At 64.2% G+C, this 24,767-nt stretch carries 26 protein-coding genes; 10 read left to right on the forward strand and 16 right to left on the reverse strand.

The annotated features are described in order from the left end of the window. Positions 1-11: 11 nt before the first annotated feature. The 8 genes from ACFB49_RS14575 to ACFB49_RS14610 form a co-directional block, all read right to left on the reverse strand. On the reverse strand, positions 12-458 hold the full coding sequence (locus ACFB49_RS14575) for a DUF411 domain-containing protein (RefSeq protein ID WP_380871949.1): 447 nt from the start codon (positions 456-458) through the stop codon (positions 12-14). 133 nt (positions 459-591) lie between these two features. Beyond that, positions 592-1,035, reverse strand: coding sequence for a DUF305 domain-containing protein (locus ACFB49_RS14580; RefSeq protein WP_380871950.1), 444 nt, complete (start codon positions 1,033-1,035; stop codon positions 592-594). A 53-nt stretch (positions 1,036-1,088) separates the two neighbouring features. Then, positions 1,089-1,754: a hypothetical protein gene (locus tag ACFB49_RS14585; RefSeq protein ID WP_380871951.1), complete on the reverse strand. Its 666-nt coding sequence runs from the start codon at positions 1,752-1,754 to the stop codon at positions 1,089-1,091. Positions 1,755-1,804: 50 nt separating this feature from the next. Further along, on the reverse strand, positions 1,805-2,950 hold the full coding sequence (locus ACFB49_RS14590) for a copper resistance protein B (RefSeq protein WP_380871952.1): 1,146 nt from the start codon (positions 2,948-2,950) through the stop codon (positions 1,805-1,807). Further along, positions 2,947-4,785, reverse strand: coding sequence for a copper resistance system multicopper oxidase (locus ACFB49_RS14595; RefSeq protein WP_380871953.1), 1,839 nt, complete (start codon positions 4,783-4,785; stop codon positions 2,947-2,949). The genes ACFB49_RS14590 and ACFB49_RS14595 overlap by 4 nt, the downstream gene beginning before the upstream one ends. 51 nt (positions 4,786-4,836) lie before the next feature. Continuing rightward, entirely contained in the window at positions 4,837-5,400 is a 564-nt protein-coding gene (locus tag ACFB49_RS14600; protein ID WP_380871954.1) for an RNA polymerase sigma factor, read from the reverse strand. Further along, on the reverse strand, positions 5,397-5,837 hold the full coding sequence (locus ACFB49_RS14605; protein WP_380871955.1) for a periplasmic heavy metal sensor: 441 nt from the start codon (positions 5,835-5,837) through the stop codon (positions 5,397-5,399). Before ACFB49_RS14605 ends, ACFB49_RS14600 begins: the two co-directional genes overlap by 4 nt. Further along, entirely contained in the window at positions 5,834-6,112 is a 279-nt protein-coding gene (locus ACFB49_RS14610; RefSeq protein WP_380871956.1) for a hypothetical protein, read from the reverse strand. The genes ACFB49_RS14605 and ACFB49_RS14610 overlap by 4 nt, the downstream gene beginning before the upstream one ends. A gap of 132 nt (positions 6,113-6,244) precedes the next feature. Between ACFB49_RS14610 and copC the strand changes: the two genes are divergently transcribed. The 10 genes from copC to arsH all read left to right on the forward strand — a co-directional run bounded on the left by copC (position 6,245) and on the right by arsH (position 14,033). Continuing rightward, entirely contained in the window at positions 6,245-6,631 is a 387-nt protein-coding gene (copC, locus tag ACFB49_RS14615) for a copper homeostasis periplasmic binding protein CopC (protein WP_380871958.1), read from the forward strand. Between the two features lie 3 nt (positions 6,632-6,634). Further along, positions 6,635-7,567 carry a copper homeostasis membrane protein CopD gene (gene copD, locus ACFB49_RS14620; RefSeq protein WP_380871959.1) on the forward strand — a complete coding sequence of 311 codons (933 nt, stop codon included), beginning with the start codon at positions 6,635-6,637 and terminating at the stop codon, positions 7,565-7,567. Between the two features lie 75 nt (positions 7,568-7,642). Continuing rightward, the gene (locus tag ACFB49_RS14625; RefSeq protein ID WP_380871960.1) at positions 7,643-10,024 is read left to right on the forward strand and encodes a heavy metal translocating P-type ATPase; all 2,382 of its coding nucleotides are present in this window, start codon (positions 7,643-7,645) and stop codon (positions 10,022-10,024) included. Further along, positions 10,021-10,407 (forward strand): Cu(I)-responsive transcriptional regulator, encoded by a 387-nt coding sequence (gene cueR, locus ACFB49_RS14630; RefSeq protein WP_380871961.1) that lies wholly within the window; start codon positions 10,021-10,023, stop codon positions 10,405-10,407. Before ACFB49_RS14625 ends, cueR begins: the two co-directional genes overlap by 4 nt. Before the next feature lie 60 nt (positions 10,408-10,467). Further along, positions 10,468-10,806: an ArsR/SmtB family transcription factor gene (locus ACFB49_RS14635; RefSeq protein WP_380871962.1), complete on the forward strand. Its 339-nt coding sequence runs from the start codon at positions 10,468-10,470 to the stop codon at positions 10,804-10,806. A gap of 12 nt (positions 10,807-10,818) precedes the next feature. Beyond that, entirely contained in the window at positions 10,819-11,355 is a 537-nt protein-coding gene (locus ACFB49_RS14640) for an arsenate reductase ArsC (protein ID WP_380871963.1), read from the forward strand. Then, positions 11,352-11,792 (forward strand): arsenate reductase (glutaredoxin), encoded by a 441-nt coding sequence (gene arsC, locus ACFB49_RS14645; protein ID WP_380871964.1) that lies wholly within the window; start codon positions 11,352-11,354, stop codon positions 11,790-11,792. The genes ACFB49_RS14640 and arsC overlap by 4 nt, the downstream gene beginning before the upstream one ends. Next, positions 11,789-12,865 (forward strand): ACR3 family arsenite efflux transporter, encoded by a 1,077-nt coding sequence (gene arsB / locus ACFB49_RS14650; RefSeq protein WP_380871965.1) that lies wholly within the window; start codon positions 11,789-11,791, stop codon positions 12,863-12,865. Before arsC ends, arsB begins: the two co-directional genes overlap by 4 nt. Then, positions 12,862-13,293 (forward strand): arsenic resistance N-acetyltransferase ArsN2, encoded by a 432-nt coding sequence (gene arsN2, locus ACFB49_RS14655; RefSeq protein ID WP_380871966.1) that lies wholly within the window; start codon positions 12,862-12,864, stop codon positions 13,291-13,293. Before arsB ends, arsN2 begins: the two co-directional genes overlap by 4 nt. Continuing rightward, positions 13,293-14,033, forward strand: a complete 741-nt coding sequence (arsH, locus tag ACFB49_RS14660; RefSeq protein ID WP_380871968.1) for an arsenical resistance protein ArsH — start codon at positions 13,293-13,295, stop codon at positions 14,031-14,033. Before arsN2 ends, arsH begins: the two co-directional genes overlap by 1 nt. 896 nt (positions 14,034-14,929) lie before the next feature. Here arsH and ACFB49_RS14665 read toward each other — a convergent pair. The 8 genes from ACFB49_RS14665 to ACFB49_RS14700 form a co-directional block, all read right to left on the reverse strand. Then, positions 14,930-16,660: an amidohydrolase family protein gene (locus ACFB49_RS14665; protein ID WP_380871970.1), complete on the reverse strand. Its 1,731-nt coding sequence runs from the start codon at positions 16,658-16,660 to the stop codon at positions 14,930-14,932. A 209-nt stretch (positions 16,661-16,869) separates the two neighbouring features. Beyond that, entirely contained in the window at positions 16,870-18,228 is a 1,359-nt protein-coding gene (locus ACFB49_RS14670) for an MFS transporter (RefSeq protein ID WP_380871971.1), read from the reverse strand. 11 nt (positions 18,229-18,239) lie between these two features. Continuing rightward, positions 18,240-19,106, reverse strand: a complete 867-nt coding sequence (locus ACFB49_RS14675) for an SDR family NAD(P)-dependent oxidoreductase (RefSeq protein ID WP_380871972.1) — start codon at positions 19,104-19,106, stop codon at positions 18,240-18,242. Then, positions 19,106-19,912, reverse strand: a complete 807-nt coding sequence (locus tag ACFB49_RS14680; protein ID WP_380871973.1) for an acetoacetate decarboxylase family protein — start codon at positions 19,910-19,912, stop codon at positions 19,106-19,108. Before ACFB49_RS14680 ends, ACFB49_RS14675 begins: the two co-directional genes overlap by 1 nt. Positions 19,913-19,995: 83 nt before the next feature. Continuing rightward, positions 19,996-20,994, reverse strand: a complete 999-nt coding sequence (locus ACFB49_RS14685; protein WP_380871974.1) for a Rieske 2Fe-2S domain-containing protein — start codon at positions 20,992-20,994, stop codon at positions 19,996-19,998. A 132-nt stretch (positions 20,995-21,126) separates the two neighbouring features. Continuing rightward, positions 21,127-22,062 (reverse strand): LysR family transcriptional regulator, encoded by a 936-nt coding sequence (locus tag ACFB49_RS14690; RefSeq protein ID WP_380871975.1) that lies wholly within the window; start codon positions 22,060-22,062, stop codon positions 21,127-21,129. Positions 22,063-22,183: 121 nt separating this feature from the next. Continuing rightward, on the reverse strand, positions 22,184-23,374 hold the full coding sequence (locus tag ACFB49_RS14695; protein ID WP_380871976.1) for an amidohydrolase family protein: 1,191 nt from the start codon (positions 23,372-23,374) through the stop codon (positions 22,184-22,186). A 126-nt stretch (positions 23,375-23,500) separates the two neighbouring features. Beyond that, positions 23,501-24,763, reverse strand: coding sequence for an MFS transporter (locus ACFB49_RS14700; protein WP_380871977.1), 1,263 nt, complete (start codon positions 24,761-24,763; stop codon positions 23,501-23,503). Positions 24,764-24,767: the final 4 nt, after the last annotated feature.

A 24,767-nucleotide genomic window follows, 5' to 3' on the forward strand; every position in this document is an offset into this window, starting at 1 on the left:
GTCCTGCTTCCCTAGCTGTTATGGCGCGCGAAGATCGTTTCTCCGCCGGACCCGAACGCGATGACGTTGAAGGCCTGTGCCCGCTGGCCCGGAACTTCCATGCCGGGCGATCCGATCGGCATGCCGGCAACCGCGAGACCCTTCACTCCGCGCGGTCGCTGCGCAAGCACACGCTTCATGTCCGCGATCGGAACATGACCCTCGAAGACCATGCCATCGACAATCGCGGTGTGGCACGAGGCAAGCCGGGTCGGCACGCCTTGGGCGCGCTGGAAGGCTGCGCGCCGCTGGTCGTCGATCATCGTCACGCGGCGTCCGAATTGCCGGTGGACCTGCGCCGCCCATTGCTCGCAGCATCCGCAGCCGGGATCGCGATGAACGACGATGTCCGATGCCGCCATGGCCAGCGACGGCACGCCGAGCATGAGTAGTATGGCGAGCCGGCGGGTCAGCTTCATTGTCCGTTCCTTCCTGCGGGGCGCGACCGAGGCGGCCTGGACGCTCTCGCCACTTGTCTTCGCCCAATACGCACAGCAGGTGCGCATCCCTCGAAATATTGCGAGGCGCGATCCGCTGCAACCGCAGTGTCTGTCATCGCCGCGCGAGCATGGCCTTCATCTCGTCGATCTCGCGCCGCTGCGATTCCTTGATCTCGCCGCACAGCCTGATGATCTTCGGGTCGGTGAGCGACGCCTCCTTGCACATCAGGATAGCCCCCGAATGATGCGGGATCATCGATCGCAGGAAGGCGCGATCCCCGATGGTGGCTTGCGTGCGGATGAGCGCGAAGCAACCGAGGAAAACCACGAGGGAGCCCAGCAGCAGGGCAGCATTGGCGCCACGCGACGGAAACATGTGCCGCATGGCGAGGATCATCAGCACCACCATCGGCGCGACCATCATCAGCGTCATGTAGAGCATGTTGAGATTGTTGTAGAAGCTGTCGAGCCCGTCGATCATCACGAACATGACCAGATACATGATGACGCCGCTGGCGACCGTTTGGACGGCCAGGCTGAGATAGGGGTTCTTCATCGTCCTGCTTCTCCTGTTTATCGCTTCTCCCCCTGTCGTGAACGCCCAAGCCGTCAAACGGCACTCCGGCGACGTCGAGATCGCCTCGGCCACCGCATGTAGAGAAGGACGCTCCCGGCCACGCCCAGCCCCAGGCTCCCCACAGCGAACGCCATGAGCCAGGGCGTGTTGAAGTCCTCGTGATTCTTCCAGTCCATGATGTGGAGGCCCCAGAAGAAATCATAGAGGCGCCAGGTGCTGGTTCGGACGGCCGCAATGCGGCCGGTCGCCGCCTCGACATAGACGCGGGTGGCGTCGGCATCGTCGAACGCTACCTGCCAGGCTGGCAACGCGCCGCGATATTCGGTCGAGTTGTTGGTCACCGCCTGGGTCCTGGCCATGACCGCCGGTCCCCTGTAGACCGCGCGGACGATCCGCTCGGCAAGAGACCGGTCAATCCTGATCTCGCGGCCACTGGTCAGGTCCAGAAGCCGCCGGCGGCCGTCGACATAGCCAATGGCGACCGTCGGCCGGTCGAGCACCATTCCGAGCGTGAGCGTGGCGATCGGGACCTCTTCGCGCGGGAGCGACGACAGAAGATGTGCCGCCTCCACGGGCAAAGGTCGGGCCGACTCTTTCGCGACAAGATGCTCGCCGCGAACCCGCTCGATTGGCAGGACGCTCATCACGAGGCCGCTGGTGAACCATATCAGCAGCTGAACGCCGACGATGACGGCCAACCAGCGATGCACACGGCTCGCCGTCACATGGGTGCGGAGGCGAGCGCTCCTCAGAACCAGGTCCTGATGCCGAACACGAAGCTCGTAGCTCGCGTTCGCTCGCCATCCGCGCGCGCATAGCGCGCGGTATCGCCGACCTTCCACTCATGGGAGATGCCGACATAGGGCGCGAACTCGCGTCGGATCTCGTAACGCAGGCGCAATCCCAGTTCGGCATTGGAGAGCCCCGACCCGATCCGGTTTTCGGGAACATCCTGCGCTGCGAAGTTCAGTTCGACGCGCGGCTGCAGGATCAGCCTCTGGGTGATGCGCTGGTCATAATAACCCTCGGCGCGGGCCAGGACATCGCCCTTGTCGGACAGAAACAGCGCGCCCTCGACCTCGAACCAATAGGGAGCGAGCCCCTCGATGCCGATCGTCGCATAGGTGCGCGACGGTTTGGGTTGGAAGTCGTGGCGGACGCCCGCCTGCAGGTTCCAATAGGCGTCGAGCGCACGGCTGTAGAGCGCTTGGACTTCGGCGCCATCGACGCCGTTGCCCAAGCTGCCTTCGCCCTCCGACTTGAGCGTCAGCCGGTTGATGTCCCCGCCGAACCACGCTTCACCGTCCCAACGATAGCCGTCACGACCGTCACGCACCTGATATTCGGCGAGGTTGAGCATCACCTGATAGGTCGAGGTGCCGCCATGCTCGCGGGTCAGCGCCGAGCGCGCGCGCGCCATCTCGTCGGGTGGAAAGACGCGATCGGCATAGTGGTCGGAAGGCGGTGGCGGGGCCGGTGCGTTTCCGGCTGGCAATGCGGTGCCGACTGTCCCGTGCTGCGTCGCTGCATCGCCTCCCGGCATGCCAGGCATTGCGGACATGTCATGCCCAGCGTGCGGGTCCGGCGCGCCAGGGGCCGCAGGGGTCTGCATGTCGGGCATGTCCCTGCCCCGCGTCACCGGCATGCCATGGCCGGCATGTGGGTCGGCCGTGGGTGCCGGAGCTGCGGGAGTTACAGCGGGCGGGCTCGGCGCGGGCTTCGGCTGTGCCCGGCGCACGGGTTTGGCCTGGGGCCTGGGTTTAGGCTTGGCTGCCGGTTTCTTTGGCGCAGGCATCTGCATGCCGGGCATGTTCGAATGATCGGCCTGTTGCGCCATGGCCGGGATGGCGAACAGCAGGGGGGCGACGCCCGCCAGAAGCAGAATCCCTCTCATGCTGCTTCTCCGCGCGGGCGTACCGAGACGACCCGCATCATCCCGGCATGCATGTGGTAGAGCATATGGCAGTGGAACGCCCAATCGCCGACGGCGTCCGCGGTCACGTCGAACGTCACCTTGCCACCCGGCAGCACATTCACCGTGTGCTTGCGCGGCGCATATTCGGCGTGGCCGGTCACCAGCTCGAAAAAGTGTCCGTGCAGGTGGATCGGATGCGACATCATCGAATCGTTGACCAGCGTGACCCGGACGCGCTCGTCCTTGAGGAACGGGATCGGCGCCTTCACCTCGCTGAGCTTCTCGCCGTCGAACGACCACATGAACCGCTCCATGTTGCCAGTCAGGTGGATTTCCATCGCGCGGTCGGGCGCGCGAACGTCCGGGTTGCGAGTCAGAGCCATCAGGTCGCGATAGACGAGCACCTTGTGACCGACATTCTCCAACCCGGTGCCGGGCTCGCCGGTGCGATCCATCGGCATCGGCGCGATCGTCTGAACGCCCGGGCCGATTTTCACCTGCGGCGCATTCTTGGGATCGCGCATGTTCATGCTCATCCCGCCCATCGCGCCATGGTCCATGCCGGGCATCTTCGAGCCGGATTGCCCAGGGGCGGTCGCGCCCGCCATCGCGCCATGATCCATTGCCGGCATGGCGGGGTCGGGCGCGCTGAGGTCGAGCGTACCGCCGCTATCGCCGTGATCCATCCCGGACATGTCCATTCCCATGTCCTTCATCGTCACGAGCGGCCGCTCGCGCAGCGCGGGCACTTCGGCCGCCATGCCCTCGCGGTGTGCAAGTGTCGCCCGGGCAAGGCCCGAGCGGTCTACCGCCTCGCCGACGAACGTGTAGGCACGCTCGTCGGGCGGCGTGACGATGACATCATAGGTTTCGGCGATGGCGATCTGGAACTCATCGACTGTCACCGGCCGGACATTCTGGCCATCGGCCTGCACGACCGTCATCGGCAGGCCGGGAATCCGCACGTTGAAATTGGTCATCGCCGATGCGTTGACGATGCGCAGGCGCACCCGCTCGCCCGGCCGAAACAATGCCGTCCAATTATCCTTCGGCCCATGGCCGTTGACGAGATAGGTATAGGCCGCTCCGGTCACGTCGGAGATGTCGGAGGGATCCATCCGCATCCGGCCCCATTCCAGCCGATCCTTGAGCGGCTGATCCTTTCCAGCGAGCAGGCGCGCGAGCGTCTGCTTCTGATAGTTGAAATAGCCGGCCTGCTGCTTGAGCTTACGGAAGATCGCATGCGGGTGCATCTGGCTGTGGTCGGACAGCACGATGACATGCTCGCGATCGGACGCGATCGGATCCTCGCCCTCGGGGTCGATCACGATCGGACCATAATGGCCGAGCTGCTCCTGAAGGCCTGAGTGGCTGTGGTACCAATAGGTGCCCGACTGGATGATCGGGAACTCATAGACAAAGGTCGATTTCGGCTTGATGCCCGGGAAGCTGATTCCGGGAACGCCGTCGAATTGGAACGGCACGAGTAGCCCGTGCCAGTGGATCGAGCTGTCCTCGTCATCGAGGTCGTTGGTGACCGACAGCCGGACCGTCTGGCCCTGCCGCAGCCGGATGAGCGGCGCCGGGATCGTGCCGTTGATACCGATCGCGTGGCTCTCGCGCCCGTCGATCATCATCATCTGGTGCGCGATTCTGAGCGCAATGTCGGTTCCACTGATCGTCGGCAGCGGACGCGCGATCCCGGCCGATACCGGCTGCGCCCAGGCCGGAAACCAGCTGGCAAGGCCCAGCCCCGCGCCGCCAAGCGCGGCGCCACGCAGCAACGCGCGGCGATCCAGGTTCGATGAACGCATGACTGGGCAACCCCTATTGACGCCGTTACCGGGAAATACGCAGGGACCGCGTCAATCCCTCAAACTTTCCTCCAGCCTGGCGCGCGCGCGATAGACGCGCGTCTCGACCGCCTTCTCGCTGATCCCCAGCACCAGCGCCGTCTCGGCCTGCGACAGTCCTTCGATCGTGCGCAGGATCAGCGGCTCCTTGAGCGAATCGGGCAAGGCGGCGATCGCCGTCATCGTCCGCTCGAGTTGCTGGCGATCCGAGGCAAGCCCCTCCGGCGTCGCGGCCTCGTCGGCGACATCGCTTGCCGCGTCGATCGGCAGCGCGAAGGAGAACAGCCTGCGGACGGCGCGCCGCCTCGTCCAGTCATGGCATTTGTTGATGGCGATCCGGGCCATCCAGACCCGGAACGGGCGTGTTCCGTCATAGCGGCCCAGCGCGGAAAAGGCCGCGATGAAGCTCTGCTGGGTGACGTCGAGCGCGGCATCGGCATCGCCGACGTGCCCCCGGACCAGCCGGTACACCGGATCGCGGTGGCGTCGCATGAGTTCGCCATAGGCGCTCTGCCGGCCGGCGAGCGCCAGTGCGGCCAGTTCGCCGTCCGAGCAGCCGGCGAGATCGAGCGTCACCGCTCCTTGGCCGTCAGTGCCTTGACCACCGCCTGGTCGAACCGGGCGGCCTGATCGGGACGGAGCACGCCGCGCATCGCGAAGATATGTTCCAGCGTCTCCTTCTGGAGCTGGCCCATCGCCTGGTGCGACCGATCGACGGCCGCGCTGACCTGCGGCCCATAGCCATGCTCCGCCTCGATCGCATCGGCGAGGCGCGCATTGTCGGCACGCAGTTCGAATTCGAGCGCCTGCTTGCGCACGGCGAACCGCCGCTCGATCTCCTCGATTTTCGTATGCTGACTGACATCCAATTCGAGCTGGCTATGAAGCAGCGTGTGCAGCTCGGTTTCGACCGGCGTCTGCCGTGCGACATAGGCGCGCCCGACCAGAACCCCCGCGATCGCCGCGGCAAAGGCGATCAGTGCGATTAGCAGCAGGCGGCGGCGGTCGTTCATTCGCCGCCGCCCAGCAAGGACGAGGGCGCCAATGCGGGCGGAGCGCCAAAAGGTGCGATAGATGCCGCCCTGACGGGCGCGCCGGGCAGCGCCGAGCCGGCGATCCCTATCGTGAGCGCCGCGAGCGCGGCCATTCCGAAGACCGTGCCGGAAAGCGGACGCGAGCCCGCGGCGTGAATGGCCACGCCCGCCAGGACGGCCGCGTCGATCGACGCCAGTCGCGGGTGGACAGGCATCTCGCGCAGTCGCGCCAGTTCTGCGTCAATATTGGTCATGCGTCATTCTCCACGCTCTCAGCCGATATTACGCATCGGCGTCCCCGATCCCTCATAGCAGCATCGCAATCACCTGATGAGGGATTGGCCGCGGGCGCGCGTATTCCCCGTACCACCCCCACGGAGAATCTCATGGCGCGCTTCCGAAATTTCATGCTCGCAGCCACTGTTGCGACCCTTGCCATCGCCACCCCCGTTCTGGCGCATCCCAAGCTGGTGTCGGCGACGCCCGTCGCCGGATCGACCGTGAGCGGACCGACCCAGATCACGCTCACCTTCAGCGAGACGCTGATGCCGCAGATGTCGGGCCTGGATCTGGTCATGACCGGGATGCCTGGCATGGCCAGTCATGCGCCGATGAAGATTGCCGGGTTCAAGACCAGCGTGTCGCAGGACGGCAAGAGTCTCGTCGCCGCGCTGCCCAGGCCGCTTCCGGCCGGCACCTATGACGCCCATTGGCATGTCGTCTCCAACGACACGCATCGCGTCGAAGGCCATCTGACCTTCACGGTGCGCTGAGACGTGAATGACTGGATCGTCATTGCAGCGCGCTTCGCGCTTTATGGCGACCTGGCCCTGCTCTTTGGGCTTCCGCTCTTCGGCCTCTACGGGCTTCGGGGCGGGGAGCGGCATCACGCCGGGTTGCTGCCGCTCCGCCCGCTTGCCGGGGCTTTGGCGATCGCCGGCATCGCCCTCTCCGCGATCGGATTCGTCGCGATGGCCGCTGCCATGGTCGGAACCAGCCCTCTCCAGGTCGAGCCCGGCACACTGACCATGCTGCTCGCCCAGACGTCGGTCGGCACCGCCTTTCTGGTTCGCATGGCCGCGCTGGCCGTCTGCCTCTTCGCTAGCCTTTTTCTTCCGCGTCATCCCGTTGCCGTGCTCGGCACGATTTCGGTCGCCGCAGGGGTCGGGCTCTCGAGCCTCGCCTGGTCAGGCCATGGCGCGGCCACCGAGGGCGGCGCGGGAATGGTCCATCTCGGGGCGGACATCCTGCATCTGCTTGCGGCGGGTGCGTGGATCGGCGCCCTGTTTGCATTGCTGCTCATGGTGTCGCGGGCCTCGCCGAAGGACGGCGCTGCGCCGGTCCGAACGCTGCACCGGGCGCTGGATGGCTTCGCCGGCGTCGGCACCGCCATTGTCGGGCTGATCGTCGTCACCGGGCTCGTCAATGGGCTGTTCCTCGTCGGCATCGACAATGTGACGCATGCTGCAAGCGGCCTTTGGGGCCAGTTGATGCTGGCGAAGATCGTCCTGTTTCTCGGCATGCTGGCGATGGCTGCGGCCAACCGCTTCCGGCTGACACCCAGCCTTGAACGGGCAATCGAGCGCCGGGATCATGCGCAAGCGCTCTCGACCCTGCGGCGCAGCCTCGCACTGGAAACCATAATGGCGGTCGGGATCCTGGGGCTGGTTGCATGGCTCGGCACGCTCGAGCCGGTGAGCACCGGATAGCCAATATCATTGCGACCCTTGACCCTGACACGATGTCAGACCCTAGATGGGATCGCGTCGAGAAGGAGAACGGGAATGTCCGAGTCTAAATCCACGGCGCACGCCGGTCACGATCATGGCTGCTGCGCCGGTCACGCGAACGGGAAGACCCACGGTGCGGGCCCGGATCATGTGATCGATCCCGTCTGCGGGATGACCGTCGATCCGGCGACGACACCGCATCATGCCGATCATGATGGCGAGACCTGGCATTTCTGCAGCGCAAGCTGCCGTTCGAAATTTGTGGCCGATCCGAAACAGTACCTGACGGATCGCGTCGATCAATCGGTCGCGGCTGGGCCGGGAGCGATCTGGACCTGTCCGATGCACCCCGAGATACGGCAGGACCATCCCGGCGCCTGCCCGATCTGCGGCATGGCACTCGAGCCCGCCATGGTCACGGCCGACAGCGGGCCGAGCCCCGAGCTCAAGGACATGAGCCGGCGCTTCTGGGTCGCGCTGGTGCTCAGCCTGCCCGTGCTGTTTCTGGAGATGGGCGGACATCTGTTCCCCGCCCTTCATCACATCGTGCCGCCAACGATCTCAACCTGGATCCAGTTCGTCCTTGCGACGCCCGTCGTGCTGTGGGCGGGCTGGCCCTTCTTCGAGCGCGGCTGGGCTTCGCTTCGCACGCGCAACCTCAACATGTTCACCTTGATCGCGATGGGGACCGGGGTCGCCTGGGGCTATAGCGTCGTGGCGACGCTTGTCCCTTCGGCCTTTCCGCAGGCGTTTCGCGCAGCCGATGGGTCGGTCGCGGTCTATTTCGAGGCCGCCGCCGTCATCACAGTCCTGGTCCTGCTGGGACAGGTTCTCGAGCTGCGTGCCCGCGAGCGGACCTCGGGCGCCATCAAGGCGCTGCTCAACCTCGCCCCCAAGACCGCGCGCCGCATTGGTGCCGACGGGAATGACGAGGAGGTCTCGCTCGACCAGGTCGTTGTCGGCGATCGGCTCCGTGTTCGGCCGGGCGAAAAGGTGCCGGTCGATGGCAAGGTCGAGGAGGGTCGATCCTCGCTCGACGAGGCGATGGTGACGGGAGAATCGATGCCCGTCACGAAGTCGATCGGTGACGTGGTCATCGGTGGAACGATCAACCAGAGCGGGGCGCTCGTCATCCGCGCCGAGAAGGTGGGCCGCGACACGATGCTGGCGCGCATTGTCCAGATGGTCGCTGACGCGCAGCGCTCGCGGGCACCTATCCAGCGATTGGCCGACCAAGTCGCCGGATGGTTCGTGCCCGCCGTCCTGCTGATCGCACTCATTGCCTTTGGCGTTTGGGGTATCTGGGGGCCGGAACCGCGTCTGGCCCATGGCCTGATAGCCGCCGTCGCCGTCCTCATTATCGCCTGCCCCTGCGCATTGGGGCTTGCGACGCCGATGTCGATCATGGTCGGCATCGGCCGGGGCGCGGGGCTTGGCGTGCTCATCAAGAATGCCGAAGCCCTGGAGCGGATGGAGAAGGTCGACACACTCGTCGTCGACAAGACAGGCACGCTGACCGAGGGGCGGCCATCGGTCACCCGCATCATTCCCGCACCGGGCTATGAAGAGACCGAGGTGCTGCGGCTCGCCGCGGGCGTAGAACGGGCGTCGGAGCATCCGCTGGCGCTGGCCGTGGTCGCCGCCGCCAAGGACAGGGGGATCGCACTTCCCGAAGTCACGGACTTCGATTCGCCAACCGGCAAGGGCGCCTTCGGCACGGTGGATGGCAAGCGCATCACGCTCGGCAATGCCCGTTTCCTCTCCGAAAGCGGAATTGACGTCGGTGCTCTTGAGCGACAGGCAGACGAGCTGCGCCAGGACGGCGCGACCGCCATCTTCATCGGTATCGATAAGCAAGCAGCCGGGATCCTCGCCATTGCCGATGCGATCAAGGCGACATCGGCCGAGGCCATCGCCGCGCTCCGCAAGGAGGGCATAAGGGTCGTGATGCTGACCGGCGACAACCGCACCACGGCGCAAGCGGTCGGACGCAAGCTCGGGATCGACGATGTCGAAGCCGAAGTGCTGCCGGATCAGAAAAGCGCGGTGGTCGCGCGATTGAAGGGCGAGGGGCGCATCGTCGCCATGGCAGGCGATGGGGTCAACGACGCGCCCGCGCTCGCTGCCGCCGATGTCGGCATCGCGATGGGCTCCGGCACGGATGTCGCGATTGAAAGCGCTGGCGTGACGCTGCTGAAGGGCGATCTCAATGGCATTGTGCGCGCGCGCCGGCTCAGCGAAGCGACCATGTCCAATATCCGCCAGAACCTGTTCTTCGCGTTCATCTATAACGCCGCAGGTATCCCGATCGCGGCGGGTCTGCTCTACCCGATCTTCGGCATCCTGCTCTCGCCGATCATCGCCGCGGCAGCGATGGCACTATCCTCGGTCAGCGTGGTCGCCAATGCGCTGCGCCTCAATCGGGTGACGCTATGAACATTGGCGGTGCATCGGGCGCAAGCGGGGTTTCGCAGCGGATGATCCGCCACTATGAGAAGATCGGTCTGATCCCGTCGGCGCCGCGACGGGATAGTGGCTATCGCGATTATAGCGACGCGGACGTCCATCGCCTTCGCTTCATAGCCAATGCCCGCGATCTCGGCTTTCCGATCGAAGAGATCCGAAAGCTGCTTGGGCTTTGGTCCGATCGCGATCGCACCAGTTCTGAGGTCAAGGCGTTGGCGGAATCGCGCGCGGCCGACCTTGGCCGGAAGGCCGACGCCCTCCAGGAGATGCGCCACGCGTTGCTCGATCTGGCGGCGCGTTGCCACGGTGATGATCGGCCTGACTGCCCAATCTTGGCCAAGCTCTCCTCCTGATCTGCCCTGTCCTGGAACCGCTGCCCTCGACAATGCCCTAATATCTACTATTGTGGATATATGGATAATGATTCGGCCATTGTCGCCCTCGGTGCGCTCGCGCAGGGCACCCGCCTCGACGCCTTTCGTCTTCTGGTTCGGCACGAGCCGGACGGGCTCGCCGCCGGCGAGGTCGCGCGGGCGCTCGACGTGCCACAGAACACCATGTCGGTGCATCTGGCGACGCTCGCGCGCGCCGGACTGATCCACGCGGAACGGCGCAGCCGCATCATCAACTATCGCGCCGATCTCGATGCACTCCGCTCGATGATGCTCTTCCTGGTCAAGGACTGCTGCGGCGGACGGGCCGAGCTTTGCCACCCGCTTGCCGACGATCTTCTTGCCTGTCGAGCCGCCTGAAAGGACCTCGTCATGACCGAACGACTATTGAACGTCCTGTTTCTCTGCACGGGCAACTCGGCCCGTTCGATCATGGCGGAGGCCATCCTCAACCGCGAGGGGCTTGGCCGCTTCAAGGCGTTCAGTGCCGGAAGTCAACCAAAGGGCGAGGTTCATCCCTTCACCATCCACCTTCTGGAGAAGCTCAACCACGATACGAGCCGCTTCCGCTCCAAGAGCTGGGAAGAGTTCTCCGGACCCGACGCGCCGCCCTTGGATTTCGTGTTCACTGTCTGCGACAACGCCGCGAATGAGCTCTGCCCTGTCTGGCCAGGACAACCGCTGACCGCCAACTGGGGCGTGCCCGACCCGGCTTCGATCGACGATACCGAGACGGTGCAACACGCGGCGTTCTTCGATACCTACCGTATGTTGTTCAACCGCATATCGCTGTTCACCAACCTGCCTTTCGAAGGCCTGGACAAGATGAGCCTCCAGACGAGGCTGAACCGCATCGGCAAGGAGCAGGATCGCGCCGACGTCACCGGCGAGAAGGCGCCAAGCGCATGAGCAGCGCCGCGGTCGACATCGTCATCTACCACAATCCCGAGTGCGGCACCTCGCGCAACACGCTGGCGATGATCCGCAACGCAGGGATTGAACCGCATGTCGTCGAATATCTGAAGACCCCGCCGTCGCGAGTGATGCTGGTGTCGCTCCTCGATCGAATGGGTAGCCCACCACGCGCCCTGCTGCGCGAGAAGGGCACGCCCTTCGCCGAGTTGGGGCTCGACGATGCGTCCCTCGGCGACGACCGGCTCATCGATGCGATGATGGAGCATCCGATCCTGATCAACCGGCCGATCGTGGTCTCGCCGCTCGGTGTGAAGCTGTGCCGGCCGTCCGAAGAGGTGCTCGACCTGCTGCCGTGCGATCAGCGCGGCGCGTTCACGAAGGAGGACGGCGAGCGCGTCATCGATGACAGCGGCCAGCGGGTCGCATCATGAACACCACCACTGTTGAAGCGTTGGCGCCGGCCAGGCCGGCGATCAGCCTGTTCGAGCGCTATCTCAGCGTCTGGGTGGCGCTGTGCATCGTGGTTGGCATCGCGCTCGGCTATGCGCTGCCAGGTCTGTTCGCGGTCATTGCATCCGCTGAGGTCGCCAGGGTCAACCTCGTGGTCGCCGTGCTGATCTGGTTGATGATCATCCCCATGCTGCTCAAGATCGATCTCGGCGCGCTCGGATCGGTCAGGCAGCACTGGAAGGGCGTCGGGGTGACGCTGTTCATCAACTGGGCGGTGAAGCCGTTCTCCATGGCGCTGCTCGGCACGCTGTTCCTGGGTTGGCTATTTCGGCCGCTCCTGCCTGCCGCCGATATCAGCTCCTATATTGCCGGCCTGATCCTGCTGGCCGCCGCCCCCTGCACGGCGATGGTGTTCGTCTGGTCCAACCTCTGCGACGGCGAGCCCACCTACACCCTGAGCCAGGTCGCGCTGAACGACATCATCATGGTGTTCGCCTTCGCGCCCTTGGTGGGCCTGCTGCTCGGCGTCGCGTCCATCACCGTCCCATGGGATACGTTGCTGATATCTGTGCTGCTCTACATCGTAGTGCCGGTGATAGTCGCGCAGTTGATCCGCCGCGCGGTGCTGTCATCGGGCGGGCAGTCTGCGCTTGACCGGCTACTGGCGGGGCTGGGTCCTGTGTCGCTGGTCGCACTGCTGACGACGCTGGTCCTGCTGTTCGGCTTCCAGGGGCAGGCGATCATTGGCCATCCGCTAGTCATTGCGCTGATCGCGGTGCCGATCCTCATCCAGGTCTATTTCAACGCCGGGCTCGCCTATTGGCTGAGCCGCCGGTTCGGTGTCGCCTGGTGCGTGGCCGCTCCAGCTGCACTGATCGGCGCCTCCAACTTCTTCGAACTGGCGGTCGCTGCCGCGATCAGTCTGTTCGGGCTCAACTCGGGCGCGGCACTGGCGACCGTGGTGGGCGTGCTGGTCGAGGTTCCAGTCATGCTGTCGGTCGTCAAGATCGTGAAGGCGACGCGGCCCTGGTACGAGCAACGCGTGCCGGCATGATCGCAAGCTTAGTCAATACCGCGTCGCTGTCCGACCTGGCGGCCGAACTGGCTGACGCCGGTCTGCCATCCAGCGATCTTGCCGACCCGGACCGTCGCTTCTTTCGCTTCGAGGATGCCGCCGGCGTCATTGGCTATGGCGGAATCGAGGGTGACGGACCTCACCGGTTGCTGCGATCCTTGGTCGTAAGACCTGAGCGACGCGGAGCCGGTTTGGGCGCTGCCATCCTCGGCGCGATCGAGCAGGCGGCAACCGATGAGGGTGTCGCTGCCCTCTATCTGCTTACCACCACGGCTGAACCGTTCTTCCGGCGGCACGGCTATGAAGCCACCGAACGCGCCGCTGCGCCGGACGCCATCGCTGGGTCGGCCGAGTTTCGAGTGCTTTGCCCTGCGAGTGCTGCCCTTCTTTTCAAACGGATTGCCTGATGTCGCGTCTTCGTATCCTTGCCGACCCTGATTACCTGCCGGCGCTCGATCGCGACGTGGTTCGCCCTGATCTCGCGACCGGCCTCGGCTCGCTCGACCATCCGCCGCGAATCCTGCTGCTATATGGTTCGCTCCGTGAGCGTTCATTCAGCCGACTCGCGGTCGAGGAAGCGGCGCGACTGCTGATCCTCTTCGGAGCGGAAGTGCGAATCTTCGACCCGAGCGACCTGCCCTTGCCCGATCAAGTGAAGGCCGACGATCACCCCGCGGTGCACGAACTGCGCGAGCATGCCTTGTGGTCGGAGGGTCAGGTCTGGTGCAGCCCGGAACGGCACGGCCAGATTACCGGCATCATGAAAGCGCAGATAGACCATTTGCCGCTTGAGTTCGGCGGCATGAGACCCACCCAAGGCCGGACGCTCGCGGTGATGCAGGTATCGGGCGGGTCGCAATCGTTCAACGCAGTCAACACCCTTCGCCTGCTTGGTCGCTGGATGCGGATGTTCACCATCCCCAACCAGTCGAGCGTCGCCATGGCCTTCAAGGAGTTCGACGAAGCCGCGCGCATGAGACCGTCGAGCTACTATGACCGCATCGTCGACGTAATGGAGGAACTGGTCCGGTTCACAGTGCTGACGCGCGGCCACGCGGAACAGCTCGTCGATCGTTACTCCGAACGCAAATCGGCGGCCGCCAAACGGCACGCGGCACAGGATCTTGCTTCGCAGTCGATCGCTTGAACTGCTGCGGTACCTGAGCCGCGGCGCACGCATACAACCCAAAAGCTACGCCGACACGGAACCCAGAATTTGGTGCTTCTGCTGCAAATGCCCGGACTGATCGGCAGCACCTTTGAGTTCACGATCCTGACCATGGGCTGATTAGCGCATAAAAGGTAGATTTAAGCCCTTTTGTTCGCATTGATGCGCAAGCGGCACTTCAGTGCCCTCCCCCTTGCGGCGATCAAAATCCTGAGCCATCACCACTTTCAGATCGAACCGAGAGAGAGCCGAGCTACACGTTTTCACGAGCGATGAACCGCTAGACCTCGTGCCACGATCAGAATTGAACGCTGATTTATTGCCTCCAAGCGCAAGACAACAGCCACCCCAAAACGGGGAATAGCAAGTTTTCTTGCGCCACTTTGGACAGTGAATGACGTATTGTTCGTCGTATAGATCTATCTCAAGCCGCGTTCTTGAACGCGGCACGGTAACGCGTGACCAATTTCCTAGCTTCCATCGTAGGAAGCCGAAAGAAGTTCGCAATGTGGATTAACGGGGGAGCCACTCCAAACCCTCAGAAAACCTAGCGATTTTCGAGCAGGCGGAGCTTTGCCCAAGCGGCATTCCCACACATATTCCCACAGGCGTTCCAGCAAACGCTACCGAGAGTCGGACAGCTGAGGGCGTATTGATCGTTTCCGTGCGCAGGCCCTCGATCTTATCAAGCGTGTTTCGGTCCTCAGAAGTTTGATTTTGTCCGGTGACGGATCGGCCTTACGCGATCTCCCTATGTCGGCTTTGTCCCCTGTCAGCAGCCGCCAGACCCTGTGACCACGCGGCAGGCTGTCGGAGATTTGGCGGAAGCTTGGGCGAACAATTTCCGATGATGAGTTCTGCTTCCGCCCTGGCCTTTAGTGCCTGGTCCAGGCTCCGCGCACCAGCCGACCGGGAAGCGCCCCGGTCGCCATCCCGTCTTGATAGGTAACCTCGCCGCTTACGATCGTTGCCCGATAGCCATGCGCTTCCTGGCGTAACCGCCGGCCGCCGCCGGGCAGATCGTAGACCGCCCGCGGGGCATCGAGCTGGAGTGCCGCATAGTCGATCAGATTGATATCGGCCTTCAGGCCGGGCGCAATCAGTCCACGATCTTCAAGGCCGACCGCAAGCGCGTTGCTGCGCGAAAGGCGCCGTATGGCATCCGGCAAAGCGAGCCTCGGCCCGCGCGACCGATCCCGCGTCCAATAGGCCAGCACCGAGGTTGGAAAGCTGGAATCGCAGATCATGCCATAATGCGCACCACCGTCACCCAGAGCCACCAGTGTATGCGGATGCTCGAGCAATTGGCGCACGGGTTCCAAGCTCGCATCGACATAGTTCGACGCCGGCAGCAACAGCGTCGCATGCCCCTCTTGTTCGAGCAGCAGGTCATAGGCCAGTTCTTCGGGGCGGACGCCGAGAGCGGCGGCCCGGATACCGACGTTCTGATCAGCCAGTGGTTCATAATCAGGCAAACAGCCCAGTGGATAAAGTTCCGCCGACTGCCGCGAAAACCAGAGGAAGATTTCGTTGCTGTGTTCGGGCTCCTCGCTCAGCAGGCGGCGGCGCATTTCCGGATCGCGCATGGCCGCCACGCGTTCCGCCAGCGGCAGATGCTCGATCGCGGCATAGCTTGGCCGGAACCGGAACGGATGAAACGACAGATCGAGACCGAACAGGACACCCACCGGCCGCGGGAAAACCTGGGCCCGGATCGGCAGACCGTCATCATTGGCCTGCTCGAGCAGTTCAAGGACACGGGCTGTATTGCCCGGCCGTTGGGCCTGATGGAGCAGCGAGAAGGACAGTGGCCGTCCAGATGTTTGGGTGATCCGTCGGAATAAAGCCATTTCCTCGGCCGGGTCTGCAGCACCATCCTGCGCGCCCGGAATAAGCTGGAACACACCCGCATTCGCAAGCTTCAGCCCCTGCGCGAGTGCCTGCAGTTCGCGCTCCTCCGACGTTACCGTCGGGGCAAGCTCGCCCTCGCGGGTGCGGTGCGCGAGGCTCCGTGACGTCGTCACGCCCAACGCACCCGCCGACACCGCTTCCTGCACGATCCTGGTCATCGCCTCGAGATCGGCATCCGTCGCTGGTTCACGCCGGGCACCCCGCTCTCCCATAACGTGGACGCGCACGGGTGCGTGCGGAAGCTGGGCCGCAAAATCCACGTCGCTTCGTCGGGTATCGAGCATATCGAGATAGTCGGGGAAGCTTTCCCACGTCCAGGGAAGCCCCTCGGCCATCACCGCTTCGGGGATATCCTCGACACCCTCCATCACGTGGATCAGCATGTCCCGATGTTCGGGCTTGCAAGGCGCGAAGCCGACACCGCAATTGCCCATCACAACGGTGGTGACGCCATGGTTCGAGGACGGCGCAAGCCGTTCTTCCCATGTAATCTGGCCATCATAATGGGTATGGATGTCGACGAAGCCGGGCGTAACCAGCAATCCGTGCGCATCGATTTCCTCCCGACCCCGGCCCCGGATCGTGCCGATCTCTACGATCTTGCTGCCACGAATTCCGATATCGGCCTCGAAGGCCTCGGAGCCACTTCCGTCGAGCACGGTGCCGCCCCGAACGACCAGGTCGAAGTCCGCCATCCAACCACTCCCAAATTTTTTGCGCCGTTGCGCATTTTGCCGGATGAAAGTGCCATCGTCGGATGCAGGGGCCACCCTCATTTGGAGTAAGCGGCAGGTGGCGCGAGCTATGCGGGGAACTCGTCCCCAATTGCCGATGCTTATCGCCTGCGGTGGCACGATCGGCGAAGGGCGATTCCAGTCGGCCCAATCGCCTTGGCGCTGAATCCTCAAATGGCGTCTACGGCAAGGCTCATTTCTTCAAGGCGACGTCGGTAGATCCGCAGGCCGAGCATCAGGATGAATATGATGATGGGGAGCAAGATCACGCCGGCGACCGCGATCGAGTAACGCAGCGCGGCTTCGTCGGCGAAGACGAAATCGGTGATCGCGGCGATGAAACTGGCGCCCAGCCCCAGCCCGACGAGATTCACCGATAGCAGGGTGAGCGCCATCACCTGACCGCGAAGCTGGTTTGGCGTCACATCCTGGATGGCGGAGATCATCACCCCCTGCGCCGCCTGGCCGATCAGCGTGCCTACCGCCATGCAGGCGAGCGCCAGCCAGGGATTGGGCATCAAAGGCCCGATGATGAGCGGTAAAGCCTTGATGAGCGTCGTAGCGAGCACGATGCGCATATTGGCGTCCGCCCGACCCGCGCGCATCAATCGGCCCGATAACCAGCCGCCAGCGAGTGTGCCGATCGTGCCGCAGATCAGCATCAGCGTGCCGTAATAGAGGCCGACCTCGGCCACCGACATGCCGTAGGTGCGGATCAGGAAGGTCGGATACCAGAGCGACACGCCGATCGAGAGCATGCCGATCAGCGAGATCGCGCTGATCAGCATCAGATAGACGCGCCAATGCGCGCGCAAATAGGCAAACGTCTCCGAAAGCGGCATAGCGCGGCTTTCATAGCCCTTGGCGAGTTCGCGCCGGACGGGCTCGCGGATGGTGAGCAGCAAGGCAACGATCACCGCGCCCGGCAGACCGACCATCACGAACACCATCTGCCACGGCTGCATCGCGCCGAAGAAGGGCAGGCTGTTGTCGCCGGCCGCGGTGAAATGCTGCAACAGCGCACCACCGATGATGAGCGCCAGGCCGCCGCCGATCGGATAGCCGATCGCGTAGAAGCTGATCGCCAACGCCCGCTTTTTGGAATCGAAATAGTCGCTGATCAGCGAATAGGCCGTGGGGCTGAGCGTCGCTTCGCCGATGCCGACACCGATCCGCGCGAGAAAGAGATGGCCGAAGCTGCGCGCAAGCCCGCAGGCCATCGTCATCACCGACCAGAAGGCGACGCCGACGATGATGATCCGCGTGCGCGTTCCGCTGGTATCGACGAACCGTCCGATCGGGATCGCCGCGACACTGTAGAGCAAGGCGAAGGCGAAGCCCTGGAGCAGGCTGATCTGGAAATCGCTGAGCCCGAGATCCTGCTTGATCGGCACCACCAGCAGGGTGAGCACGCGCGCATCGATCGCGCTGAAGCAATAAGCCAGCGACAGGACGCCGACGACATACCAGCGATAGGCGGTCGCCGGTTCCGCTGCCTTCGCCTGCTCGCCGATCGCTGTGGTTGCCATCTGCCCGTCCCCTACCAGGCCGAAACGGGGTTGGCGCGATCGAGCATCGTGGTCACCCGCTCACGCACCTTCTCGTCATTTTCCGAGCTTTCCGGCAGCAGCCAGAAGCGGCCGGCGCGAATGCCGGCGAGCGCGAAGGCCGCGACCTCTTCGGGCTCGGTGAGCGCCATCTTCAGGCCGGTGGTGCGGACCAGATCCTCCATCGTTTCATAAGCGGGCTTGTTGCCGTCATCGTCGCCATAGTCGGCCGGGCGATTGCGCTTGGAGGCGAGGATTGAGGTGTTGACGACATGCGGTCCGGGGAAGAGCACAGCGGCGCGCACCTTGTCGCCCTCGCGCAGGAGTTGCTGGTAGAGCACCTCGCTCACGCTCGTCACCGCCGCCTTCGACGCAGCATAGATCGGCGTATTGGGAAGCGAACGCAGGCCGCCATTGGATGAAGAGGTGTTGATGACGACGCCTTCCTCCCCCGACGCCAGCATCCGCGGCACGAAGGCGCGGATGCCATAGACGACGCCGAACAGGTTGACGTCGAAGCCCCAATGCCAGTCGTTTGCGGGCAGTGACCAGATCGACCGCTGCGCTTCGCCCAGGCCGACGCCGGCATTGTTGAACAAGAGGTGCGTGGCGCCGTGGCGCTGCCAGACCGCGTCCGCCAGCGCCTCGACCGATTCCGCCTTGGTGACGTCGACCCTGATGCCGACCACGTCAGCGCCGGTTTCACCCGCAATCTCCGCCGCGGTCGCGTCGAGCCGGGCCTGATCGATATCGGCAAGAACGACGCGGGCGCCGTCGGCCGCAAGCTGCTGGCCGAGCGCACGCCCTACCCCGCTCGCGCCGCCGGTGATGACGGCGACGCGATCCCTGAACTCCCGCATCAGGCAGCCTGCGCGTCGGTCAGCGCGACATCAATGCCGGGGTTGGACGGCGCGTCGTTGCGGCCCACCCAGAAGGGCGCGATCCATTCGCTGGGCACCGTGCGGAGGAGTTGGCCGCTGGTGTTGGTCGCACCCTCCACATAATCCATGCTGACGATGCGGCGGATCGGCACGTCGACCAGCGGATCATAGGCCGATTCATGGAAGCGGATGGCGCCATCGAAGCGGCGCTTGAGGCTATAGTCCCGCTTCCAGTTGAGCCGCGTCAGCCAGACGTCACCATCGAATTCGCCGGGCGTGGTGATCGAGGGGAGACCCTTGTAGCAGTAGAAATATTCCTCAAACGGATCGGGCTTGCCCTGATCGTCGCCGATCGTGCCTTCAAGATCGAAATAGGTGATGCCGTGGCGCGAGCAGGTGGCGCGCAGCCGGTCGCCATTCTTCTCGAAGGTCGTTTCGGCCACCTTCTTGGGCTCGCCGAAGCGCTCGCGGCCGCCGGTGACGACGGTTTCGCCCTCCATCGCCATGTGGAAGACATAGCCGCCCGGCGTGCCTTCATGCTCGCACATCACCGCCAGCGTCAGCGCGCCGATTTCCATCGTGGTTTCCGGGCTGACATGCATCGCGACATGCGCGAACTGCAGATAGATTTCGGGGCGGGCCGCAGCCACCAGCGGGCGCGGCAGCAGGGCGTTGATGATCGCCGGATCGGTTTCATAGAGCACGCGCACCGTGCGCACCGTGTTGTTGAGCCCCGAGGTTGCCGGGGCGGCAACCGGACCCTGAACAAAGCGTAGCCTGGCCATATCCGTCTCTCCTGTCAGCAATGCTTCTCCGGTCGCGCGTGAACTATGCCCCCGCACGCCATCTCTTCGTGATGCGGGGCCGCCTAGCCTGCGGCCATGCGCTGCGGCGTCTGATCGTCGGTGTAGAATTGCGCGAAATAGCGCCGAAAACGCAGGATCGGGCCGTCGCCATCGCAGAGCAAAGGCTCGACGCGATGGATCTTGTGATGCCAGATCGGGATGTCTCCTTCGACGCCGGTCTGGCCGCATGTATAGTCTATCGCGGTCAAAGCGGCCTGGTGCTGGGGCGACCCTTCGGGCGTTTCGGGAAAGGTGAAGCAGAAGCGCAGTTCCACCTGATCGGCCTCGACCGGCGTGGCGAGCACCATCAGCGACAAAGTGACGACGCCCTTCAATTGGGTGAATTTCTGCCCGGCGCCGTTCTGGATGGTCTGAACGCTGGACGGGATGATCTTCGTCGTTCCGTCGGGCATCGCCACCGCGCGTTCGCCATGGGCGTCGCTGCGGCGGATATGGCGGTCATAGGTGGTCTTGCCCTCGGGCACCGCCTGCATCCCGTGGACATATTCGAAATGGGCGAAATCGACGCCATTCTCGGCGATTTCCTGCGGGTTGCTCGCGAAGGACCAGAAACGGCGGACCGGCTTGCTCCACCCCGCTTCGGTGAAGGGCGCATGTTCGATCACATCGAAATCGGGCGCCGCGCGGTCGGGATGATACCAGGCCCAGACCACGCCATTCTTTTCGACGACGGGATAAGGCCGCGCGATCGGCTCGCGCTTGCAGATGGGCGGCATCACCCGCGCATAAGGAATGTCGGCGCAGAAGCCGTCCGCCTTATAGGCCCAGGCATGGAACGGGCAGCGCAGCAGATCGCCCTCCACCTTGCCGCCATGGCCCATATGCGCGCCGAGATGCGGGCAATAGGCGTCGAGCAGCCCGACCACGCCGGATTCGCCGCGGAATATGACAAGGTCGCGCGCGAAATAATGGAGCGGCTTCACCTCGCCCGCCGCGATCTCGTCGCTATAGCTGACGAAGAACCAACCGAACGGTATGGTCATCGGAAAGCGTTGCAGCATCCGTCCTCTCCTAAATCCAGCCGGCTTTTGCCGGTCCGGGCGCCGCCTTCAGGCGATGGCGGCAGAATAACCGTTCGACATCAAGGGTGAAGGCGCCCGGCAGGGATGCACCGTTCACAGTCGTGAACAATCTCAGCGTACCGGCCGGATATGTTCGCCAAGGGCGGTCATCGCCGGACGCATCCAGGGCCTGAGCTTGCGATGCTCGAAACTGACCGCGAGATGATCGATGAAAGCGCGGGTCGCGACCGGCATCATCCCCGGCGAGAAAACAGCCCATACTTCCTTGTCATAGAAGGCCCATTCCTGATCGAGCGCCAATAGCCGCCCGTCCATCAGTTCGTCGCGGATGATGCTGATCGGCAGCTGCGCGATGCCGAGGCCATGGCGGACGGCGGAGGCGAGCGCGATCCCGCTATTGCTTTTCCACGGGCCGGAAACCTTGATGCGATCATTGCCGGCGCCATCGTCATTGAAATGGAAACAGCCGCCGAGATCGGTGAGGCAGGCGTGGTTGGCGAGGTCGGCGGGATTTTGCGGCCAGCCATGCTGCGCCACATAATCGGGCGATGCGCACAGGCAGTAGGATAGATAGCCGAACAGCCGCGCCTTCAGCCCGGAATCAATCAGCCTGCCATAGCGGATGACGACGTCGAACTGCTCCTGGACGAGATCTGCCTCGCGCAGATAAGCGACGACCTCGAGCGAGATTTCCTGATGCCGCGCGCCGAACTCGGCAACGATCGACGACATGAAAGTGACGCCGAAAATGTCGCTGAGGCCCACGCGCAGCCGGCCCACCGGGCGTTCCTGAAACTGCGCCATCTGGCGTTCAGCATCGACCAGCGAGGAGCGCATGTCGAGGCAACGCTGGTGGAAGAGATCGCCCGCGGCGGTGAGCGAAAGCCTGCGGGTGGTGCGTAGCAGAAGCTGGGCGCCGACCCGCACCTCAAGCTCGCTCACCATCTTGCTGACATAGGATTTGGAGACGCCCAACGCCTCCGCGCCCGCGGTGAAACTCCCCGTTTCGACGACGGCGAGAAATTCCTCGATACCCCGCCACGTCACCAGTCGCGCTCCCTGCACCACCGCATCGAATGCGGCTTTGTGCAGGAAGCTATCGTTTCGGTTCGACGACGGAAAGGCGTCGCGGCCCCGATTGTTCACAATCCGGGCCAAATCTTCGTCGTCAGGCGGCACGCTTGACGAATTGCGCCTTGCGCGGCCCGATCCTGCCCGCCAGCGCCCAGAGTGCATCCTTGTCGACATCGTAGACATCGAGCGCATTGCCCGCGAGCATCTTCTGGATGTCCGCTTCCGGCAATCCGCCGAGGCTGAGGCTCATCTTCTCGAGCGTCGCCGGCCAGGTGCCTTCGGGATGCGGATAATCCGTGCCCCACATGATCCGGTCGATGCCGATCTTGTAATAGGATTCGGTGGTTTCCTCATCCGGCAGCGCCGAGCAGCCGACCCAGATGTTGCGGGCGAAATATTCGCTCGGCTTCATTGTCAGGTTGGAATTGTAATCGCCCAGCTTGCCGCTGGTGTGCTTGACCGAGGCACGGATATCCATGAGCTCTATCATCCACGGGAACCAGAATTCGCCGCCGGCCTCGGTGAAGGCGACCTTCAGATTCGGATACAGCTCGAATACGCCGCCGAAGATCATGCTCCACATCGGGCGGGTCAGCCAGAAGGCGAATTCGGACAGGTAAGTGCCGATCCAGCCGGGCTGGCTGGTGTCGTAAGCCGGCGCCGCACCCGAATGGAAGTGGACCGGCATGCCCAGTTCCTGCAGCAGATCCCACATCGGATAATATTTGCGATGATTGTACATCGCGAAGCCATCCGTGAAGGAGGGCAGGAAGACGCCCTTCAGCCCGGCCTCGCGCGCCCAGCGTATCTCCTTCAGATTTTCCTCGACGTCATAGAGCGCCGGGATGATCGCGAGACCGATGCGGCGCACGGGATCATCCCGGCAGAAATCGGCCATCCAGCGATTATGCGCACGGGCGCCGGCCCATTGCAGCTCGGGCGCGACGCCGAAGGGACGCAAGCCCACGTCCGCGCCGAACGGCGGGGCATTGCGTTCGGTGATGCCGTCGGGGAACAGCACTTCGGCGGCGACGCCATCTTCGTCGAGCACGCGATTGCGGATCACCGGGTCCCACGCGCCTTCCAGCCCGTCACCCACACGGGCACGCCACTTGGTGTTGAAATCGTCGAGCAGGAACAGCTTCTCATGCTCCTCGCGCGCCTTGATCTCGCGCTGCAGGCGCTCGTCGAACTCGGCATGGAAACGGCTTTCGAGATAGTCCCGATAGCGTTCGGGCGGCAGGCCGGCATGGCCGTCCGACGAGATGACGAGATAGCGATCCATGACATTCTTCTCCTGAAGATATTGGCGCGTCGGAGAGGCGGCTTCGCGGGGCGTCTCCCGGCGCTCTATCGACCCGGAATTTATCGCGGGCGGACCCGCCATCACAAGGCAACCACCGCGGACAAACTATCGCTCACAGGAAACGATCGACGGCTGGCGCCGCCGCGTTTCCGCCAGTTGCGGGCTGAACAGGCTGTAGAGGAGCAGCCCCATCATCAGGCCGCCAAGCACAATGAAGGGCGCGTCCGGCACGATTTCGTAGAGTGCGACCGCGAGCACGGGCGAGACGACGATCGAGGCGCCGGCGATCGAACTGACCGCGCCAGCCACGGCGCCCTGCGCCTCCTCGCCGGCGGCCAGCGACGCTCCCGCCGAAAAGCCGGGGCGGGCGAGGCCATAGCCGAGATTGATGATCGCAAAGGCCGACACCAGCGCCGTGAAGCTCGGCAGCGCCACCAACGCGATATTGCCGGCGAACGCCAGCGCCGCGCCCCAGCGGAGCAACGCACGCGGCATCAGTCCGCCCATGCCGATCAGCCCCCATTGCGCAACCAGCCCGGCCACCGCACCGGCGACCATGGCGATGCCGATGGCCCCCTGCGCCTGCACGGGCGGCAGGCCGAGCCGATCGATGACAAGGAAGCCCAGCGTATAGGTGTTGGCGGCCTGCGCCGAACTCATCAGGAGGCCGTAGACGAGATAAGGCCGCACGCGGGTATGTCGCCAGATGGCGGTTACAGACATACCCTGCTGTTGCGTCGGGGCGTCGACGTGAAGTCGTGCGCGGTCGCGCGGCAGCACCGCGGCGACGAGCGCGGCAATCAGGACGCCGCCAATCGCGAATATAAACATGGGTGCCGACTGGCCCGCCGGCGGCAGGATCAGGAACGGCGCCAGCGCCGGGCCGAGGATCGTGCCGAGGCTGAGCGCACCGCCCAGCCCGGCGATTGCGCGGACACGGTGCTCGCCCGCGCTATGATCGGCGACATAGGCCTGCGCCGCCGACGAGGCCGAGCCGAAGATGCCATAGGTGGATCGGACGAGCAGGAAGGCGACAAAGACCAAAGTCGGCGCCAGCAAGCCGACCGAGCCCGCCGCCACCACGAGGCCGCAGCCGAGCATCGAACATATGAATCCGCCGAGCCCGATCAGGATATAGGGCTTGCGCCCATGCACGTCCGACCGCGCCGCCCAGAAAGGCGAGAAGATCGCCCACATCAGCGCCGACAGCGAGAAGATGCTGGCGATCAGGAAATCCGAAATGCCGAGTTCCCGGCCGATCGCCGGCATGATCGAAACCAGTCCCATATTGCCGATCGCCGCGGCGAGCGTGGTCGCGAACAGCGCGGCAAACGCCATTCGCGACAGGCCGGTGGACGGTGCTGCCATCTTT

The sequence above is a fragment of the Sphingomonas sp. DBB INV C78 genome, from assembly GCF_042693015.1.
In the GTDB taxonomy this organism is placed as follows: Bacteria; Pseudomonadota; Alphaproteobacteria; order Sphingomonadales; family Sphingomonadaceae; genus Sphingomonas_E.

What these genes read in the sequence shown, in the direction of transcription:
- ACFB49_RS14575 (WP_380871949.1), bottom strand. Translation starts at nt 458, where the DNA reads ATGAAGCTGACCCGCCGGCTCGCCATACTACTCATGCTCGGCGTGCCG.
- ACFB49_RS14580 (WP_380871950.1), bottom strand. Translation starts at nt 1,035, where the DNA reads ATGAAGAACCCCTATCTCAGCCTGGCCGTCCAAACGGTCGCCAGCGGC.
- ACFB49_RS14590 (WP_380871952.1), bottom strand. Translation starts at nt 2,950, where the DNA reads ATGAGAGGGATTCTGCTTCTGGCGGGCGTCGCCCCCCTGCTGTTCGCC.
- ACFB49_RS14595 (WP_380871953.1), bottom strand. Translation starts at nt 4,785, where the DNA reads ATGCGTTCATCGAACCTGGATCGCCGCGCGTTGCTGCGTGGCGCCGCG.
- ACFB49_RS14605 (WP_380871955.1), bottom strand. Translation starts at nt 5,837, where the DNA reads ATGAACGACCGCCGCCGCCTGCTGCTAATCGCACTGATCGCCTTTGCC.
- ACFB49_RS14610 (WP_380871956.1), bottom strand. Translation starts at nt 6,112, where the DNA reads ATGACCAATATTGACGCAGAACTGGCGCGACTGCGCGAGATGCCTGTC.
- copC (WP_380871958.1), top strand. Translation starts at nt 6,245, where the DNA reads ATGGCGCGCTTCCGAAATTTCATGCTCGCAGCCACTGTTGCGACCCTT.
- ACFB49_RS14625 (WP_380871960.1), top strand. Translation starts at nt 7,643, where the DNA reads ATGTCCGAGTCTAAATCCACGGCGCACGCCGGTCACGATCATGGCTGC.
- cueR (WP_380871961.1), top strand. Translation starts at nt 10,021, where the DNA reads ATGAACATTGGCGGTGCATCGGGCGCAAGCGGGGTTTCGCAGCGGATG.
- ACFB49_RS14635 (WP_380871962.1), top strand. Translation starts at nt 10,468, where the DNA reads ATGGATAATGATTCGGCCATTGTCGCCCTCGGTGCGCTCGCGCAGGGC.
- ACFB49_RS14640 (WP_380871963.1), top strand. Translation starts at nt 10,819, where the DNA reads ATGACCGAACGACTATTGAACGTCCTGTTTCTCTGCACGGGCAACTCG.
- arsC (WP_380871964.1), top strand. Translation starts at nt 11,352, where the DNA reads ATGAGCAGCGCCGCGGTCGACATCGTCATCTACCACAATCCCGAGTGC.
- arsB (WP_380871965.1), top strand. Translation starts at nt 11,789, where the DNA reads ATGAACACCACCACTGTTGAAGCGTTGGCGCCGGCCAGGCCGGCGATC.
- arsN2 (WP_380871966.1), top strand. Translation starts at nt 12,862, where the DNA reads ATGATCGCAAGCTTAGTCAATACCGCGTCGCTGTCCGACCTGGCGGCC.
- arsH (WP_380871968.1), top strand. Translation starts at nt 13,293, where the DNA reads ATGTCGCGTCTTCGTATCCTTGCCGACCCTGATTACCTGCCGGCGCTC.
- ACFB49_RS14665 (WP_380871970.1), bottom strand. Translation starts at nt 16,660, where the DNA reads ATGGCGGACTTCGACCTGGTCGTTCGGGGCGGCACCGTGCTCGACGGA.
- ACFB49_RS14670 (WP_380871971.1), bottom strand. Translation starts at nt 18,228, where the DNA reads ATGGCAACCACAGCGATCGGCGAGCAGGCGAAGGCAGCGGAACCGGCG.
- ACFB49_RS14675 (WP_380871972.1), bottom strand. Translation starts at nt 19,106, where the DNA reads ATGCGGGAGTTCAGGGATCGCGTCGCCGTCATCACCGGCGGCGCGAGC.
- ACFB49_RS14680 (WP_380871973.1), bottom strand. Translation starts at nt 19,912, where the DNA reads ATGGCCAGGCTACGCTTTGTTCAGGGTCCGGTTGCCGCCCCGGCAACC.
- ACFB49_RS14685 (WP_380871974.1), bottom strand. Translation starts at nt 20,994, where the DNA reads ATGCTGCAACGCTTTCCGATGACCATACCGTTCGGTTGGTTCTTCGTC.
- ACFB49_RS14695 (WP_380871976.1), bottom strand. Translation starts at nt 23,374, where the DNA reads ATGGATCGCTATCTCGTCATCTCGTCGGACGGCCATGCCGGCCTGCCG.
- ACFB49_RS14700 (WP_380871977.1), bottom strand. Translation starts at nt 24,763, where the DNA reads ATGGCAGCACCGTCCACCGGCCTGTCGCGAATGGCGTTTGCCGCGCTG.